Source organism: Natrinema sp. H-ect1 (assembly GCF_041821105.1).
Classification (GTDB): Archaea; Halobacteriota; Halobacteria; order Halobacteriales; family Natrialbaceae; genus Natrinema; species Natrinema thermotolerans.
Map to the genome: position 1 here is coordinate 298,010 of NZ_JBGUBA010000001.1, position 17,060 is coordinate 315,069.

Here is a 17,060-nt window from a genome sequence, read left to right on the forward strand (position 1 = left end):
GAAGATCGGCTGCGATTTCGACTCGTCTCCGACGGACGTTCGTCGTCCTCGGTGACCGTCCCGACCGACAGCAGTTCCCCGACGGACGAACTGCGGAGCCGACCGCTTTCGAGCGACTCGCTCGGCGCTACTCGAGGCGTGCGAGGAACCGATCGAACGCCCCGCTTTCGGGGTGGACGTGGACGTACGTGCCCAGTGACTCGTACTCGGTCAGGCCGTCGTGATTGCCGTCGATGCCGTCGCCACGGACCGTTTCGAAGGCGAAACGGGCGTCGGCGTCGACGGCGGCGCTCGAGTAGTGAAACTCGTGGCCCCGGATCGTCTCGCCGGCGTCGGCCGTCAGCGTGTCGTCGACGGCCTCGAGTTCGACGTGATCGAGGGCCTGATAGCGGTCGTGCATCGTCACGTCGGCGGGGAGGATCCCGGCCATCTCGTGGCGCTCGCCATCGGCGGTCGTCAGGGATCGACTCATCGCCATCAGGCCGCCGCACTCGCCGAGGACGGGCAGCCCGTCCGCGGCCAGGTCGCCCAGTTCCGCGAGGGTGTCGGCGGACTCGAGTGCGTCGGCGTGGAGTTCGGGGTAGCCGCCGGGGAGATAGACCCCGTCGCAGTCCGGCACGGGATCGCCAGCGACCGGCGAGAACGTGACCAGTTCGGCGCGCTCGCGGAACCGCTCGAGCGTCGCCGGATACCGGAAACAGAAGGCGGCGTCGCTGGCGACGGCGACGGTAGCGTCGACCGGCTCGGCGGGTTCGATCGGTTCGCGGGGAGCGGACGGTTCGCTGGCCACGTCCGCTAACCGCTCGGCCGCGAGCGACTCGGCCGCCTCCCGGAGCGCCTCTCTCGGTAACGCGGCCTCCCCGCCCATCTCGAGCCCCAGATGCCGGTCGGGAATCTCGAGGTCGTCGTTCGGCGGGATCCGTCCGAAGTACTCGAGGCCCTCGGGCAGGGCGTCACGAATTCCCTGCTCGTGGCGGCCGCCGTGGGCCCGCTGGGCGACCACGCCGGCCACATCGATATCGCGGCCGATCTCGGCGGCATACTCCCGGAAGCCCAGCGCGGTCGCCGCGACGCTTTCCATCCCCGCCTTGGCGTCGACGACGAGGACGACCGGGAGGTCGAGCGCCTCGGCGACCATCGCGGTACTCGAGCCGTCGCCGTCGTAGAGCCCCATCACGCCCTCGACGACGCAGATGGCGGGGGACGACGTCCCCCGAACAGACGGGTGTGACCCGTCGATGTCGCCCTCGCCGCGGCGGTAGTTCCGTCGGAGGCCGTCCTCGCCGCAGAGCCACAGGTCGAGAGTGCGGGAGGGCCGGCCCGCGATCGCCTCGTGATGGCTCGGGTCGATGAAGTCCGGGCCCGCCTTGGCGGGCTGGACCTCGTGGCCGGCGTCCTCGAGTGCTTGGATGATCGACAGCGTCGCGACCGTCTTCCCGACGCCGGAGCTGACGCCGCCGAGGACGAATCCGTTCATCGTCAGTTTCGTTCGCACAACTGTACTTGAATCCGTCGGTGAGGGAGGCGTCCGGCCACGAGCGACCGAAACCGAATTGGGTCGCCGCGACGATCGAGTACCCGAGACCGATGAGCGACCACACTACTGGGACCGCCGCGGAGTCGGGACCGGCGCTGAAGGAACGCGCCGGCGTCGTCAACGCCCTGCTCGACGGCGCACAGACCGTCCTCGTCCGCCACCCGACGCTCGATCCGGGGACGATCGACGAGCGGTTCGCGCTCTATCCCGCGTACAGCCATCAGGAGCCGAGCCGGTACCGATCACGATACGAGGCGTACTACCACCGCTCGAGTGCGAAGCCCGAGGCGGGCGTCCCGATCCGCGCCGTCGCCGACGTCCGCGAGGAATACGCCGTCTCGACGGACGACCTCGAGGCCCTCGCCGACCACTATGTCTACACGCCCGACGGGTTGCGGGACAAGTACGACCCCGACGGGGAGTTGCGGGTGCTGTTGCTCCGCGTCGCCGAACTCGACTCGCCGGCACTGATCACCGAACGCGGCAGTTACCGGGGCTGTCGCGCCTGGATCGACCTCGCCGACGACGCGCCGATCGAGCCCGACGCGGCGACGCCGGTCCTCGACGACGCGACGTTCGCTGAACGCCGCGCGGCCGTCCGGGATGCCCTCGAGTGAGTGCGGACCACCGACGAACTTAACCGCTCGAGTCAGTTACGCTTCGGCGCTCGAATCATGAGTGACAACCCAGGATCCGACACCGAACGGCACCTCCGCGAGGCGCTCCGTCACCTCGGCGCGGCACAGGACGACGACGACCTCCGGAAGACCCACGCCGTCGCGCTCGAGGAAGTGTCGAACACCGTGTCGTCCGTCCTGCGCGAGTACGAAGACGACGGGTAACGGCCGTTCAGCTCCGTTTTTCGACGAACACAACCTCGTCTCGAGGCCCCGATCTCGAGTGCTGCTCACTCTATCATGGTATGTTTTAACTCACCACAGGTCGTAGTCACGACCGTGATGAGGCCCGAAACCGACCAGCCGTCGATCGCGGACGAGCTGCGGAACAAAAACGAGACCGAACTCCCGATCGGCGAGGCCCGGGAGCCCGAGAGACGCGGATACACCATGTGGCGCTGCGGGTCCTGCGGCGAGATGGGACGGTTCGAAGACGAGTTGCCGGAGGCGTGTCCCGACTGCCTGGCACCGCGGGAGGAACTGTTCTACTGGGAAGAGGACTGAGATCGCGACGGCCCCCGTCTCGGGCCCGCTCGGTTCGCGATGAGAACGCAGCGGGACCGTTAAACCGGCTGCCGTACCGCGAGGACGACCAGATCGGAGAACGGGGTGTCCTCCGTCCCGTCTCCGCCGGCGTGGTCCGCCAACTCCTCGAGCGTGAACCGGTGGATCTCCTCCGCGTCGTGGGTCAGCTTCTCACAGACCAGCGCCTCGAGGTCGGGGTCGGCCCCTTCCTCGAGCAGGAAGGCAGCGAGATCGCCGGGCATCCGGTCGTACGGTCGGGGGAGGACGAGCAGATGTCGCTCGTCGGTCGTTGCCGCGGCCGCGAGGCGGTCCATGTCCGACTCGAGGTCGCCGCTTTTGTGCAGCGTGACGAACTCGGTGTCCTCCATGGGCGTCCGGGCGCGGCTGGCGGCCAGTTGGATCGAGGAGATGCCGGGAACGACGCGAACTGGGATCGTAGAATCGTGTCGCTCCACCGTATCCTGCACCTTCCCGACGAACTGATACCCCGAGTGGTTCGGGTCGCCCATCGCGACGGCAGTCCCGGACTCGCCGGCCGCGACGCGCTCGCCGAACGTCTCGAGGGCCTCGGCCTCGTCCTTGTAGCCGCAGGTCAGCAGGTCGGCGTCGGTCAGGTCCGCGACGAACTCGACGACGGTCGTGAAGCCGACGACGACGTCGGCCTCGCGGATCGCGCGCTCGCCCCGCGGAGTGAGACACTCCTGATTCCCGGGGCCGACGCCGACGGCGTAGACCGGATCGTCGGCAGCTTCATCGATGTCCGGCTCCGCCGCTCCGGCGGCGAACGTCGCCGGATCCGGTCCCGCGTCGAGGTCGTACTCGCCGCTCATCGGTTCTCGCCGGTTTCGGCCCGCGTCTCGGCGTCGATCTCGAGGTCGATCTCGTCGGTCCGGACGTCCTTCGCGACGTGGATCAGTTCGTTCGTCAGCGCGGCGGCGAGGCCGCTCCCGCCGCGACGACCGACGTGGGTGATCGCCGGGACGCCGAACTCCTCGCTGACCTCGCGGATCCGCCCGCGGCTCTCCTCGGCCTTGACGAAGCCGACCGGGTTCGCGACGACGACCGCCGGTCGGGTCCCCTGCTCGATACAGTCGGCCAGCGCCAGCGCCGCCGTCGGCGCGTTCCCGATCGTGACGATCGATCCCTCGAAGGCGTCTTCCTTGTCGAGTTCGAGCATCGCCGCGGCGGTCCGGGTCATCCCGGTCTCGGCGGCGAGTTCCTTGCCGTGACCGATGGCCTTGGAGACCTCGCAGTCGTGGCCCCGGCCCGTGATGCCGGCTTTCACCATCGTGATATCGGTGAAGATATCGGCCTCCTCGAGGACGGCCCGCGCGCCGGCCCGAACTGGCGCGTCCTCGTCGTCGCCGAGGTCGTCGCCGCCGGTGAACTCGACGAGGTGCTGGAACTCGATGTCGCCCATCGAGTGGACCGACTTCTGGCGGACGCGATCGGCCAGCGTCTCGTCCGGCGTGAACTGCCTGACGATATCGAGGCTCGTCTCGGCGATGTCCATGGCGTTCTGTGTCGTTGCTCCCAGATCGGCGTACTCCTCCTCGAACTCCTGATCAGTCATTGCGTATCACACTCATCGTGGCTGCTATCGTTCGTCGGTCGACCTCGATCGGTCATCGGTTCGTCAGTCATCAGTCGCCGCCCCCACGGCCTCGTTGGTCGTCCGTGCCTCGAGGTCACCCTCGACCTCGAGGTTCAGATCGCGCAGGCGGTCGACCGTCTCGTCGTCGGCATCCCACAGATCGCGTTCGACGGCCTCGAGCAGCGTGTCCGTGATCGACTCGAGGGCCCACGGGTTCACGTCGCGCATCCAGTCCTGCCGGTCCTCGTCGAAGGCGAACTTCTCGGCGACCTCCTCCCAGAGGGTGTCGCTGACGACGCCTGTCGTGGCGTCCCAGCCCAACGTCACGTCGACCGTCGTCGAGAGGTCGCCCGCGCCCTTGTAGCCGTGGTCCTCCATGGACTCGAGCCAGTCGGGGTTCAGGACCCGCGAGCGCATGGCCTTGCGGACCTTCTCCTCGTTCGTGTAGACGTCGACGTTGTCCGGGTCCGAGGAGTCACCGACGTAGGAGGCCGGCTCCGCGCCCGATATTTCCGAGACGGCGGAGATGAAGCCGCCGTGGAAGGCGTACCAGTCCGAGGAGTCGAACTCGTCTTGCTCCATCGTGTCCTCGATCTTGACCGTCGCGTCGACGGACGAGAGGCGACGTTCGAACGCGTCGTGGGCGTCGGAGACGCGCCCTCTCGAGCCCATGGCGTAGCCGCCCCACTGGACGTAGACGGAGGCGAGGTCGGAGCGGTCGTCCCAGTTGCCCTCGTCGACGGCCTTGTTCGTCCCGGCACCGTAGCCGCCGGGCCGGGTCGTGAAGACGCGGTGTTTGGCAGCCTTGCGGGCGTCCGATTCGTCGAGGCCCTCTTCTTCCTCGAGTTCCGCCTGCTCTTCCTCGACGTGCTTTTTGACGTAATTCATCTCGTGGGGCTCGTCGAGGTCGACGACCGCGTCGACGGCGTCGTGGATAACCCCCGCCGCGGCCGGGAAGGCGTCGCGGAAGAGCCCGGAGACGCGGGTCGTCACGTCGACTCGCGGCCGGTCGAGGTCCTCGAGCGGGATCGGCTCGACGTCATCGATGCGGCCGGCATCGGTCCACTGCGGTTCGACGCCCATCATGGCCAGCACCTGGGCGATCGTCTCGCCGCGAGTGCGGACGGTCGGGGTCCCCCACGCGACGACGCCGATCTCCTCGGGGTACTCGTCGTTCTCGTCGTAGTGGCGCTCGAGGACGCCCTCCGCGACCTCGCTGCCGACCTGCCAAGCGGCCTTCGCGGGCACCTTGCGCGGATCGAGCGTGTAGAAGTTCCGCGCCGTCGGCAGCAGGTCGACGCCGCCGCGGGTCGGCGCACCGGAGCCGCCCGGCGGGATGTACTCGCCCGAGAGGGCGTCCGCGGTGCGGGGGATCTCGTCTTCGGCCCCCTGCACGCGGGGTTGGGCCTCCTCGCAGACGTAGGCCAGCGCCTTCCGGAGGTCGTCGTGGGCGCGGGATTTGGCCCGTGCGTCGCCGATCGTCTCGAGGTCGACGACGAGCAGGTTCATATTGACCTCGTCGTCCGGCCCGCCCTCGAGTTCCGACTCGGGCACGTCGAAGTCGTGTTCGGCGAGTGTTTCGATCAACGCGACGCTCGTCTCGTAGACCTCGTCGGCGGCCTCGGCGTAGGTCATTCCCAGCGCCTCGTCGTACTCGCCGGGCGCGTTCAGCATTTTCTCGTAGTCGACGCCCAGGACGCCGGCCACGCTCTCGCGCAGGCTCGGCGCGCCGGGGTTCTCGAGGCGCGTGAGGGCAACGAGGTACTCCACTAGCCGTTCGTCGGCCGGCGGCTCGGACATCGTATGGAGCCCGAGCCGGATCTGGGTCGTCTTGACGTCGGTGAGGTACTCGTGGATCCGCTCGACGAGTTCGTCGATGTCGACCTCGTCGCCCGAAACCTCGCCCTCCGCGAGGGTCGAGCCGGCTTCGTCCGGACCGCGGACCTCGGCCTGCTCGTCGATGGTGCCCTCGATCCCCAACTCGACGGCGAGGTCGAGTTCCGCGACCTTCTCGCGCATGAGGTCCTCGAGGTGCTGGCCGTCGTCGGCGCGGGCGTCTTCCATCCCGGCCTCGCGGTACTGGTTCGCGAGTTCCTCGAGTTCCGAGAGTTCGTCGTACGTCCCGGCGTTGCGCATCACGGGCGTCAGGTAGTCCACGATGGCGGCATAGGAGCGGCGTTTGGCCTGGGTCCCCTCGCCGGGGTTGTTGACGATGTAGGGGTAGACGTTCGGGATGTCGTCGATCAACTGGTCGGGCGCGCTCTCGCCGTTCAGGCCGACGGTCTTGCCGGGGAGCCACTCGAGGCTGCCGTGGGTCCCGAGATGGACCACCGCGTCGGTCTCGAACGTGTTCCGGAGCCAGCCGTAGAACGCGAAGTAGTCGTGTGGCGGCTGCAGGTCGGAGTCGTGGTAGACCTTCGAGGGGTCCATCCCGAACCCGCGCGGGGGTTGAACGGTGACGAGGACGTTCCCGAACTCGACACCCGGAATCGCGAACGGGCGGTCGGGGACCTCGCCCCACTCCTCGATGATGTTCTCCTGAAAGCGCTCGTCGGTGTCGGCGAACCACTCCGCGTAGGTGTCCGGCGAGACCACGTCGACCGAGAGATCACGGACGTCTTCGGGGGCGACCCACCGGTCCTCGAGCGTGAGTTGGGCGGTCAGTTTCTCGACGAGGGACTGCCCGCTGTCCGGCATGTCGTCGCCGAGATCGTAGCCGCGGGCCTCGAGTTCCTCGAGCAGGTTGACGGTCGATTCGGGACTGTCGAGGCCGAACGCGGTGCCGATCCCGTCGTCGCTCGGCGGGTAGTTGTGGAGGACGACGGCGACTTGCTTGTCCTCGTTCGGCGTGTGGCGCAGTTCGGCCCAGTTGACCGCGAGCCGGGTCGCGTGATCGATCCGGTCCTCGATCGGGAAGTGGTGTTTCGGCGCGGAGCCGATACCGGCCTCGTCGTCGGTCCGTTCCTTGCCCGAAATCGGATGGGTGATGACGTTGCCGTCGAACTCCGGCAGCGCGACCGAGAGCGCGAGTTCGAAGCCCATCACGCCCGTGTCGCTGGACTCGTAGCGCGACCGCGAGCGCATCGTGGTGACCGTCTGGAGAACCGGCACGCCGAGACGATCGAGGAAGACGTCCTCCGCGCTCGAGCCCTCGTCGTCGGCGCTGCGGCCGCGCTCGTCCATCGAGAGCGAGAACATGAACGAAGAGAGGACGGCGTCGACGGTAGACTGGCCGTTGTCATCGACGAGCCAGTTGTCGGTCACCCACTCCGCGTCTTCCTGCTCGTCGGTGTCGGTCGCGGGGTTACAGAAGATCGGCAGGGCGTTTGCCCCCTGTGCCTCGAGCGCCCGGACCTGTGCGTCCACGTATCTGGTGTTCTCGTGGGTCCAGTGGGACTCGTAGAACCAGACCGCGACCGTCGGCTTGTCCGGATCGTGGGTCTCGAGAAGTTCCTCGTACTCGATCCCCGGATGGTCAGGGTGGTAGACCCCCTCCGTGGGGAGTTCGGTGGGCTCGTCGAACTCGATATCGCGGCCCTCGTACTCGGCGGCGAGGAACCGACAGAGGTTCGCGACGTTGATCGTGCCGCCCTTCTCGAGGTAGTCGTAGACCCGGTCTCGATGATCGTCCGAGACCGTCGTGTCCTCGAAGGCGAAGGCGTCGCCGGTCGCCTTGACGATCAGCGGGACGCCCGCCTCCGCGAGCGCGTCCGTCGCGTAGTCGTAGCCCGGCATGCTGTCTTCGGCCCCGTGCAGCCAGAAGATCGCCGCCGCGGCGTCGTCCAATTCGTCGACGAACGACTCGACGTCGGCCTCCTCGTCGAGGTCGCTCTCCGAGCGCACCACGAGGTCGATGTCCTCGAGGCGCTCGGCGGCCCGCCCGATCGAGCCGAGTTCGTTCTCCGTCGCGGTATAGATCCCGATGCGTGTCATCGTGTTTTTAAACCTCTGTTGTATTAGCTCAAGTATGGTTGCAAACGCCGGGGGCAAAAAGCTGTCGTCACTCCCCTTTCCGGCGATCGTCGGACAGGACGAGTTGAAGCGCGTGTTGCTCACCGTCGCGGCCAACGACGGCCTCGACGGGGCCCTGATCGTCGGCGAGAAAGGCACCGCGAAGTCGACCGCCGTCCGGGCGCTCGTCGATCTGCTGCCCGAACAGCGAGCCGTCGCCGACTGCCCGTACGGCTGTTCGCCCGACGACCCCGACCAGCAGTGTGCCGACTGTCGCGACCGCGATGCCGACGATCTGCCGGTCGAAACCCGGCCCGTTCCGCTCGTGACGCTGCCGCTGGGCGCGACTCGAGATCGGGTCGTCGGCACCCTCTCGGTCGAGGACGCGCTGGCGGGCGAGGCCGACTTCGACCCCGGCCTGCTGGCCCGCGCCCACCGGGGGATCCTCTACGTCGACGAAGTTAATCTGCTCGACGATCACCTCGTGGACGTCATCTTAGACGCCGCCGCAAGCGGCGTCAACACCGTCGAGCGCGACGGGATCAGCGTCTCCCACCCCGCCGAGTTCACCCTGATCGGCACGATGAACCCCGAGGAAGGCGATCTGCGACCGCAGTTGCGGGACCGCTTCGCGCTGCAGGCCAGCGTCGAGGGCTGCCGGGAGATCGACGACCGCGTCGAGATCATCGACCGCGCGCTCGAGGCCGACGGCGGCGCGTCCGATCCGCGATCCGAGTACGCCGACGCGGTCGACGCCCTGCGCGACGACCTGGCCGCGGCTCGAGAGCGCCTCTCGCGGGTCGACCTCCCGACCGATTTCAAGGCCGAGATCGCCGACCTCTGTCTCGAGGCCGGCGTCGACGGCCACCGGGGCGACGTGGCCACCGCCCGGACCGCGATGACCATCGCGGCGCTCGAGGGCCGCGAGACGGTGATCGAGTCCGACGTCCACGAGGCGGCGACCTACGCGCTCCCCCATCGCCTCCGGAGTACGCCCTTCGAGGACGAACCCGACCTCGATGATCTGCTCGAGGACCGGTTCGACGAGGAGTCTCCAGACGCGGAAGACAGCGACGCCGAGAGCGACGCGGACGACGGTGACGGCACGGAAGAGGCGGACAGCGAGGACGGCGACGCCGAGTCCGAACCCGGCGATGGGGACGAAGGCGGTGATCGCGGTGAGGGAAGCGGGAACGGGAGCGACGGCGGAGACGGTGAGGAAAACGACGAAGAAGGGGGCAACGACGAGGACAGCGCCGACACTGACGACGGGCCCGAGCGCCGCCCCGACGACGGCGAGCGACCCGAATCGGCGAACCAGTCGCCCGCCGAAGCCGGCGACGGCGGGTCCGACGACGGCTCGAGCGACGGGGAGTCGGATTCGGAGGAGTCGCCGGACGACGGGGACGACGAAACCGCCCAGCCGCTCGTGCCCGGACAGCAGCGGGCCGAAATCGGCGAGGCGGCCGCGCCCGACCTCGAGTCGCCGACCGTCGACGGCGGCGAGACGGCGGCCGCGACCGGATCGCGCGCGAACACGGCTCCGAGTACGGCCAATCGAGGCGCTCGCGTCCGCACCGAACCAGCCTCGAGCGGGGGGTCGATCGACGCCGCGGCGTCGGTCCGGTCGGCCGCCGCCCGCGGCGAGTCCCGCGTCGGTGAGGACGACCTCCGGCAGTCGGTCCGCACCGGCGACACCTCGGTGACGATCGTCTTCGCCGTCGACGCCAGCGCCTCGATGCGGCCGGCGATGCGAACTGCGAAGGGCGTCGTCCTCGAGCTGTTGCGTGACAGCTACGAACACCGCGATCGGGTCGCGTTCGTCGCCTTCGCCGGCGAGGACGCCGACGTCTTGCTCCCGCCGACAGACAGCGTCTCGCTGGCCGCCCGCCACCTCAAGGACCTCCCCTCCGGCGACCGGACGCCGCTGCCGGCCGGCCTCGAGACCTCACGTCGCGTCCTCGAGCGGGCCGACACCGACGCCTCGGTGGTCGTCCTCGTCACGGACGGCCGGGCGAACGTCGCCGACGGGAGTCCCACCGAGGCGACGCGGCAGGCCGCTCGCGCCCTCGCCGACGGCGACACGCAGGTGGTCGTCGTCGACGCGGGGGACGACTCTCGGGCCGGGCTCTCGGAACTGGTCGCCGGCGAAACCGAGGGAGAGCTGGTCGATCTCGAGTCGCTGTCGGTCGAAACGATCCGTGCCGCCGCGGAGACGGCGGCCGACGAGACGCAGCGGTAGGGAGAAACGCAACGCCGAAAGCGGGACGGGACACCGACCCACGACGGGGCGGAGATCAACACCCCTTTCCCCCCCCTCGCGCGTTATCCGACGAGAATCGATGACGGGGGACGAGGCAGTCGCCGACGAGGCCGTCGGCGACGATATCGAATACGGAATCGACGAACAGCCGCCGCTGGGCGAGTCGGTGGTGCTGGGGATCCAGCACTACCTGACGATGGTCGGCGCGAACATCGCGGTCCCGCTGATACTGGCCGGGGCGATGGGGATGCCGCCGGACGTGACCGCGCGGTTCGTCGGGACCTTCTTCGTGGTCTCGGGGATCGCGACGCTGGCCCAGACGACGTTCGGGAACCGGTATCCGATCGTGCAGGGCGCGCCGTTCTCGATGCTCGCGCCGGCGCTGGCGATCGTCGGCGTCGTCACCGCCGGCGGCGTCTCGGGCGGGTCGGGCTGGGAGACCGCACTGGTGCAGTTACAGGGGGCGATCATCGTCGCCGCGATCGTCGAGGTCGCGATGGGCTATTTCGGACTGGTCGGGAAACTCCGCCGGTTCCTCTCGCCGGTCGTCGTCGCCCCGACGATCGCCCTGATCGGGCTCTCGCTGTTCAACGCGCCCCAGATCACGACGCCCGATCAGAGCTGGTGGCTGCTCGGACTCACGCTCGGCCTCATCCTGCTGTTCTCGCAGTATCTCGACGTCAAACACAAGGCGTTCCGCCTGTATCCCGTTATTCTGGCACTGGTCATCGCCTGGGTTGCCGCGGCCACGCTGTCGGTCGCCGGTATCATCGGCGGGAGCCATCCGGGCTACGTCGACCTCGGTCAGGTCGCGAACACGCGGCCGCTGCTGCCGATCTACCCCTTCCAGTGGGGCATGCCACAGGTGACGACCGCGTTCGTCGTCGGGATGTTCGCCGGCGTGCTGGCCTCGATCGTCGAGAGCATCGGCGACTACTACGCGGTGGCCAACATCACCGGCTCGGGCGCGCCCAGCGAGCGCCGGATCAACCACGGTATCGGCATGGAGGGGCTGATGAACGTCTTCTCGGGCATCATGGGTACCGGGGGCTCGACCTCCTACTCCGAGAACATCGGCGCGATCGGGCTGACCGGCGTCGCCTCGCGGTACGTCGTCCAGCTCGGGGCCGCGGTCATGCTCGTCGTCGGCTTCGTCGGCTACTTCGGCCAGCTGATCGCGACCATTCCGGACCCGATCGTCGGCGGCCTCTTCATCGCCATGTTCGGCCAGATCGTCGCCGTCGGGATCTCGAACTTGCGCCACGTCGATCTCGACTCCTCGCGCAACACCTTCGTCATCGGCTTCGCCCTGTTCGTCGGGCTGGCGATCCCGGCCTACATGGGCAACTTCGAGAGTACGATCGCGTTCCGCGAGGTCGTCGGCCTCGAGGCCTTCCTCGCAGAGGCGGGCGTCGCGACGCCGATCGAAGCCGCCGCACAGGCCGTCGTCGACACCGTCTACATCATCGGCTCGACGGGCATGGCCGTCGGCGGCCTCGCCGCACTCATCTTGGACAACACCATCCCGGGTTCCCGTGAGGAACGCGGGCTCGCGGCGTGGGACCGCATCACCGAGGACGACGCCGACTTCGAATCGTTCCGGGACCGCTGGCTCGCCCGCGACGACGACTGATCCGTCCGTCCGCGGACTGACCGCTCACCGTTTTCCCGGTTTTGGACCCCGTTCACAGCCCGTGCCAACGCAACCCGGCGTTCTAATAGCTGCCGAGCCCCAATGGGATGCATGGCGGAACTCCGACTCGCAGACGGGGAGATCTGGTACGAAACGACGGGTGTGACCGACGGCGACCCGCTGGTGTTCATCCACGGCGGCTGGATGACCGGCGACGCCTGGGCCCCCCAGATCGAGCGCTTCGCCGAGGACTACCGCGTCGTCACGCTCGACGTTCGGGGCCACGGCCGGACCGGCGCGACCGACGTCGACGAGTACTCGATCGAACTCTTCACCGACGATCTCGAGGCCTTGCTCGCCGCCCTCGAGATCGAGCGGCCGGTCCTCTGTGGGCTCTCGCTGGGGTCGATGGTCGTCCAGGAGTACATGGACCGCCATCCCGACGGCGCGAGGGCGGCGGTTCTCGGCGGCGCGGTCCGCTCGATGCCGCCGGTCGAGATCCCCGGCGGCCTGAAGTCGTTCTGGTCGCCGCTGCCGGCCCTGTCGGCGACGCTGTCGGTCTCCGGTTCGGCGGGGACCTTCCGGTCGATGCTGTACTCGATTCGGGCGACGACCGGCGAGCAGTGGCTGTCGGTCGACGCCGAAACCAGGGCCGCGGCGATCGACGCTGCCGGCGAGATCCCCACCGGCGAGTTCCGCAAGATCTTCGACGCGCTCTACCGGTACGACCCGCCCGCACTGACCGGCCTCGAGATTCCGACGCTCGTGGTCCACGGCGACCAGGAGGCCCCGCTCGTCAAACGACAGGGGGAACAGATCGTCTCGGCAGTCACCGACGGCGAGCGCCTGTTGCTGTCCGACTCGGGCCACCTCGTCAATCAGGACCGCTCGGGTGCGTTCAACGCGGCGACGGCCGAGTTCATTCCCGCCGCGTAGGTTCGATCGGTCGGGACGCCACGTCGACGGCCTCCACTGTCGGCGCCGGTTTCCCAACGTACTTTGGCGATACCCCGAAGGGGATCTCCGTTCTAGGTACGTCCGGAATCGACCGACCGACCGATCGGACCCCTGCTATCCAAACCAATGAGTAGTCACCCTTCGGACGTCGACGACGCTCGCTCCGCCCCGCCGGACGACCACTGGTCCAGCGTCTCGAGACACGTTCTCAACAGCTACCGAGAGGCGAACAACGCATTGCTGGCCGCGATGGGCTTTCGGCCCACGGCCGGTTCGGACGCGGCGCGACCGACCGCGGGCACGACGGTCGAAACCGCCGCCGCCGAGGTCACGTTCGGCGACGAGGCCTGGGTCATGGAGCGCTCGACCGACGATCACGACTCGCTCGGTGTCGGCGACTACGTCCGCTTTAGCAAGCCGATCGCCGACACCGACGTCACTGCCTTCGCGCAGGTCTCCGGCGATACCAACCGACTCCACCTCGAGAGCGAGTTTGCCGACGACACCCAGTTCGGCGGCCGGATCGCCCACGGGACCCTCGTCGCCGGGACGATCAGCGCCGCACTGGCCCGGCTCCCCGGACTGACCGTCTATCTCTCGCAGAACCTCGAGTTCACCGGCCCGGTCGAGATCGGCGAGACGGTCACCGCCGAGTGCGAGATCGTCGAGGACCTCGGGGGCGATCGCTACCGCCTGCACACGACGGTCGTCGACGAGGATGACGACCCCGTCATCGACGGCGAGGCCGTCGTCATCATCAACGACCATCCCGACGAGTAGTCGGGTCCGACGCATCGACGGTGGCGTCTCCCGGCGGGACGTGACGGACGATCGGCATCGCCCGATAGCTCGATCGATACGTTTGCTAACACAAAACCTGTATCGCTCGAGCGCAAGCGTCGGGACGATGACTGACGACTCGCACCCCGCCCGCGACCACCGCACGTACGGACGGCGCCGAGTACTGCGGACGGTCGGAGGCGCGACGGCGGCGACGATCGCACTCGCGGGCTGTCTCGGCGACGGCGAAGACGACCTGATTCCCGAGACGGAGACCGATCGCGAAGGGACCGTACCGGACGGCGTCGCCCAGTTCAGACGCTCGCTCGAGCGGTGGGGCTACTATCCGGACGCGTCGGTTCCCGACGCCGTCGAGCAGGACTGGCGGCTCGACCGACTCAACACGGGCACCCACAGCGCGGCCAAGGCCAGTGCCGCCCCCCTTCCCGACGGCGGCGTCGTCTTTCCGGGCGACACCGGCTATCTCGTGGCGCTCGACGCAGACGGCGAGGAGCGATGGCGAACCGGGACCGACACCGGACCCGATGCCCGAGGAATCCACGGGACGCCGGCGGTCGCCGACGGCCGAGTCTACGTTGGCGCGTACGACGGCGTCCTCTACGCCGTCGACGCCGAGACCGGCGACGTCGACTGGGAGACGAAACTCGGCGGTTCCATCGGCTCGAGCCCGCTCTATCACGACGGTCGACTCGTCATGGCGGTCGAATACCCCCATCCGGAAGGGAGTACCTTCGTCGTGAACGCGGAAGACGGCGAGATCGTCTGGGAGGACCCCGAGGGCCGGCCGACCGACCACCCACACTCGACGCCCGCCGTCGACCTCGAGGCCGGCCGCCTCGTCTGCGGGTCGAACGACGGCATCCTCTATGGCTGGTCGTACCCCGACCCCGAGTTCGAATGGTCGTTCGAGACCGAGAGCAACGACAACGACGGCGAGATCAAGGGCCCGATCGCGACCTACGACGGCGGCGCGTACTTCGGCTCGTGGGATCACCACGTGTATCGGGTGAACCTCGAGGACGGCAGCGAGGACTGGTCGTTCGAGACCGGCAGTCTGGTGATGTCCGGTCCCGCGATCGACCCGACGCTCGACACGGTCTTCGTCGGCAGCCACGACGGGAACCTGTACGCGCTCGACGCGGCCTCGGGTGACCGCCACTGGTCGTTCCCGACCGACCGCCCGATCACCGGCTGTCCGACGGTCTACGACGATCGCGTCCTCGTCGGCTCGAAGGACGGCGGCCTCTACGCGCTCGAGAAACGCAGCGGCGATCTCGTCTGGGAGGTCGACAACGACGGCGTAGTCACGAGTACGCCGCGGGTCATCGACGGGGCCATCTATTACGCCGAACGGGCACCGAACCCGGACCCGGAGGACGGCGGAGAGACCGACACCGACGGCGGCGGCTACAAGCTCGTCGCCGCCGAGTGATACGGTTTGCTGTACCGATCCCGGTGGGACCGCGACGCTCTTCGGTCCCACCGGCAATGACGTACAGCAAACCGTATGAGTGCCCGACGATCGGTCGCTCGCCGATACCGTCCCGCGTCCACGACTACCATCAAACCTATTACGTCCGAACTCACACCCAGCGGTCGACGATGACTGATCGACCGCCCTCGCCGCCGACCCCCACTCCCGCAAGCGACGATCCCCTCGAGGACCGCGTCGTCGCCACAACCGCACAGCTCTCCGAATCGATCGCGGACGCGCTCGGCTGTCGGCTCGCCGACGCCACCCTCGAGACGCTCCTCCTCGAACTGGACCGCCACGAGTTCGTCGACTGGGTGACCGTCACCCGAACCGGCGACTACGTCTGGGACCTCTCCGAGACGCCCGACCGGCTCGGCGACGCCATCGCCGACGCTCTCGTCGCTCGGCTCGAGACCTGGCTCGTAGCGTCCGACCGGTAATCAGTCGGCTTCGGGCTCGGCGTGGGTCCGTTACCCTGACGAGACGCCGGCAGCGCTGTCTACTGCAACGGGAACAGCACTCGACGACGGCTATCGCTCGACGATGATGATCTCGTCCGACTCCTCCTCTTCCTCGAGCTGTCGAATCGCTTTCGTTACTTCGTCCTGCGTCGCTTCGTCCATCGACGATCCCCTTACCAACCGTATCGGAGACGGCTACCTTAAGGGGGTTTAGCGTATTCAGATCGAGAAAATACCGTCCGCTGCCGTTGGTGACCGCTCGCGGGCGTTCCGGATAGCTGCGAAGTACGGACCGACCGTTTTCGTATCGGAACTTGAACTTTCAATAGTCGGAGAGACGAGGGGAAAATATGTACATCGGTGTCGATGGTTGCTCGGCCGGCTGGATCGCTGTTCAGTATGGGGAGGACGGTTACGAAGACGCTGCGCTGTACGACGATATCGGCGAACTCTGGGCGGCCCACCACGAGACGGCCGAACGGATCCTGATCGATATCCCGATCGGTCTCCGGGAACACTCGAACGCGAAGCGTCCGTGTGACGACGCTGCCCGAACGAAACTCAGTCCGAACCGCCACTCCAGCGTCTTTTCCGTACCAGTGCGGGCTACCGTTTACGAGGAAAGCTACGAGGACGCAAAGGAGACGCAAGAGAGGCGTACCGATGGCAGTCTCGGCGTTCAGTCGTGGGGCATCGCTGGCAAGATCGCCGAACTCGACACCTTCCTCCGTGAAATGGAGCCGGACGCCGTTGGAACGATTCGTGAGGCTCACCCCGAGGTCTGCTTCTGGGCGCTGAACGGCGACTCCGCCACGAAGTACTCGAAGACGGGACAACCGGCTGCCGCCTTCTGGGAACGGATCGAGATACTCGAGGCCATCGACGGGGCGATCGTCGAGAACGTCCGTGGCGCGTCGACCGATCTCGATGCCAAGGTCGGAACCGACGACGTCATCGACGCGTTCGTGTTAGCGCTTACTGCCAGTCCGATAACCGGACGGCTCCGCACGCTTCCGGAGGAGTGGCCGGAAGGCGATCGTGGGGACCCGACCGACGAACTTCCAATGGAGATGGTCTACGCCTCTCAATCGGGTTGATCGTCTGAACTGAAGGGGATCACATCGCACGAAAGGAACCCGTTCGGCTACTGAACGAACCCAGACCGACGAGGTCCCCAGCAGTGTATA

The 17,060-nt window shown here is 67.8% G+C and carries 14 protein-coding genes; 10 read left to right on the top strand and 4 right to left on the bottom strand.

The window, feature by feature from the left end:
- Nucleotides 1–127 precede the first annotated feature (127 nt).
- Entirely contained in the window at nt 128–1,477 is a 1,350-nt protein-coding gene (locus tag ACERIM_RS01520) for a cobyrinic acid a,c-diamide synthase (protein WP_373630881.1), read from the bottom strand.
- Between the two features lie 110 nt (nt 1,478–1,587).
- On the opposite strand from ACERIM_RS01520, the gene ACERIM_RS01525 reads away from it, so the two are divergent.
- From ACERIM_RS01525 to ACERIM_RS01535, 3 genes are all read left to right on the top strand, one after another.
- Nucleotides 1,588–2,154, top strand: coding sequence for a DUF1802 family protein (locus tag ACERIM_RS01525; protein ID WP_373630882.1), 567 nt, complete (start codon nt 1,588–1,590; stop codon nt 2,152–2,154).
- 57 nt (nt 2,155–2,211) lie between these two features.
- A complete protein-coding gene (locus ACERIM_RS01530) occupies nt 2,212–2,379 on the top strand; it encodes a hypothetical protein (RefSeq protein ID WP_162834884.1) in 168 nt (55 codons plus the stop codon).
- A 117-nt stretch (nt 2,380–2,496) separates the two neighbouring features.
- A complete protein-coding gene (locus tag ACERIM_RS01535; protein ID WP_006649062.1) occupies nt 2,497–2,718 on the top strand; it encodes a hypothetical protein in 222 nt (73 codons plus the stop codon).
- A 59-nt stretch (nt 2,719–2,777) separates the two neighbouring features.
- Here the strand turns inward: ACERIM_RS01535 and ACERIM_RS01540 are convergent, their stop codons facing one another.
- From ACERIM_RS01540 to cobN, 3 genes are all read right to left on the bottom strand, one after another.
- Nucleotides 2,778–3,569, bottom strand: coding sequence for a cobalt-precorrin-7 (C(5))-methyltransferase (locus tag ACERIM_RS01540; protein WP_373630884.1), 792 nt, complete (start codon nt 3,567–3,569; stop codon nt 2,778–2,780).
- Nucleotides 3,566–4,312: a precorrin-8X methylmutase gene (locus ACERIM_RS01545; protein WP_373630886.1), complete on the bottom strand. Its 747-nt coding sequence runs from the start codon at nt 4,310–4,312 to the stop codon at nt 3,566–3,568. Before ACERIM_RS01545 ends, ACERIM_RS01540 begins: the two co-directional genes overlap by 4 nt.
- 63 nt (nt 4,313–4,375) lie before the next feature.
- The gene (gene cobN, locus ACERIM_RS01550; RefSeq protein WP_373630887.1) at nt 4,376–8,266 is read right to left on the bottom strand and encodes a cobaltochelatase subunit CobN; all 3,891 of its coding nucleotides are present in this window, start codon (nt 8,264–8,266) and stop codon (nt 4,376–4,378) included.
- A gap of 34 nt (nt 8,267–8,300) precedes the next feature.
- On the opposite strand from cobN, the gene ACERIM_RS01555 reads away from it, so the two are divergent.
- From ACERIM_RS01555 to ACERIM_RS01585, 7 genes are all read left to right on the top strand, one after another.
- Nucleotides 8,301–10,526: a VWA domain-containing protein gene (locus ACERIM_RS01555; RefSeq protein ID WP_373630888.1), complete on the top strand. Its 2,226-nt coding sequence runs from the start codon at nt 8,301–8,303 to the stop codon at nt 10,524–10,526.
- A 100-nt stretch (nt 10,527–10,626) separates the two neighbouring features.
- Nucleotides 10,627–12,180, top strand: a complete 1,554-nt coding sequence (locus tag ACERIM_RS01560) for a uracil-xanthine permease family protein (RefSeq protein WP_373630890.1) — start codon at nt 10,627–10,629, stop codon at nt 12,178–12,180.
- A 111-nt stretch (nt 12,181–12,291) separates the two neighbouring features.
- Nucleotides 12,292–13,116: an alpha/beta fold hydrolase gene (locus ACERIM_RS01565; RefSeq protein ID WP_373630892.1), complete on the top strand. Its 825-nt coding sequence runs from the start codon at nt 12,292–12,294 to the stop codon at nt 13,114–13,116.
- Between the two features lie 147 nt (nt 13,117–13,263).
- Nucleotides 13,264–13,917: a MaoC family dehydratase gene (locus tag ACERIM_RS01570; RefSeq protein WP_373630894.1), complete on the top strand. Its 654-nt coding sequence runs from the start codon at nt 13,264–13,266 to the stop codon at nt 13,915–13,917.
- Between the two features lie 127 nt (nt 13,918–14,044).
- Nucleotides 14,045–15,370: a PQQ-binding-like beta-propeller repeat protein gene (locus tag ACERIM_RS01575; RefSeq protein WP_373630895.1), complete on the top strand. Its 1,326-nt coding sequence runs from the start codon at nt 14,045–14,047 to the stop codon at nt 15,368–15,370.
- 170 nt (nt 15,371–15,540) lie between these two features.
- On the top strand, nt 15,541–15,852 hold the full coding sequence (locus ACERIM_RS01580; RefSeq protein ID WP_373630897.1) for a hypothetical protein: 312 nt from the start codon (nt 15,541–15,543) through the stop codon (nt 15,850–15,852).
- A 371-nt stretch (nt 15,853–16,223) separates the two neighbouring features.
- On the top strand, nt 16,224–16,970 hold the full coding sequence (locus ACERIM_RS01585; protein WP_373630899.1) for a DUF429 domain-containing protein: 747 nt from the start codon (nt 16,224–16,226) through the stop codon (nt 16,968–16,970).
- Nucleotides 16,971–17,060 lie beyond the last annotated feature (90 nt).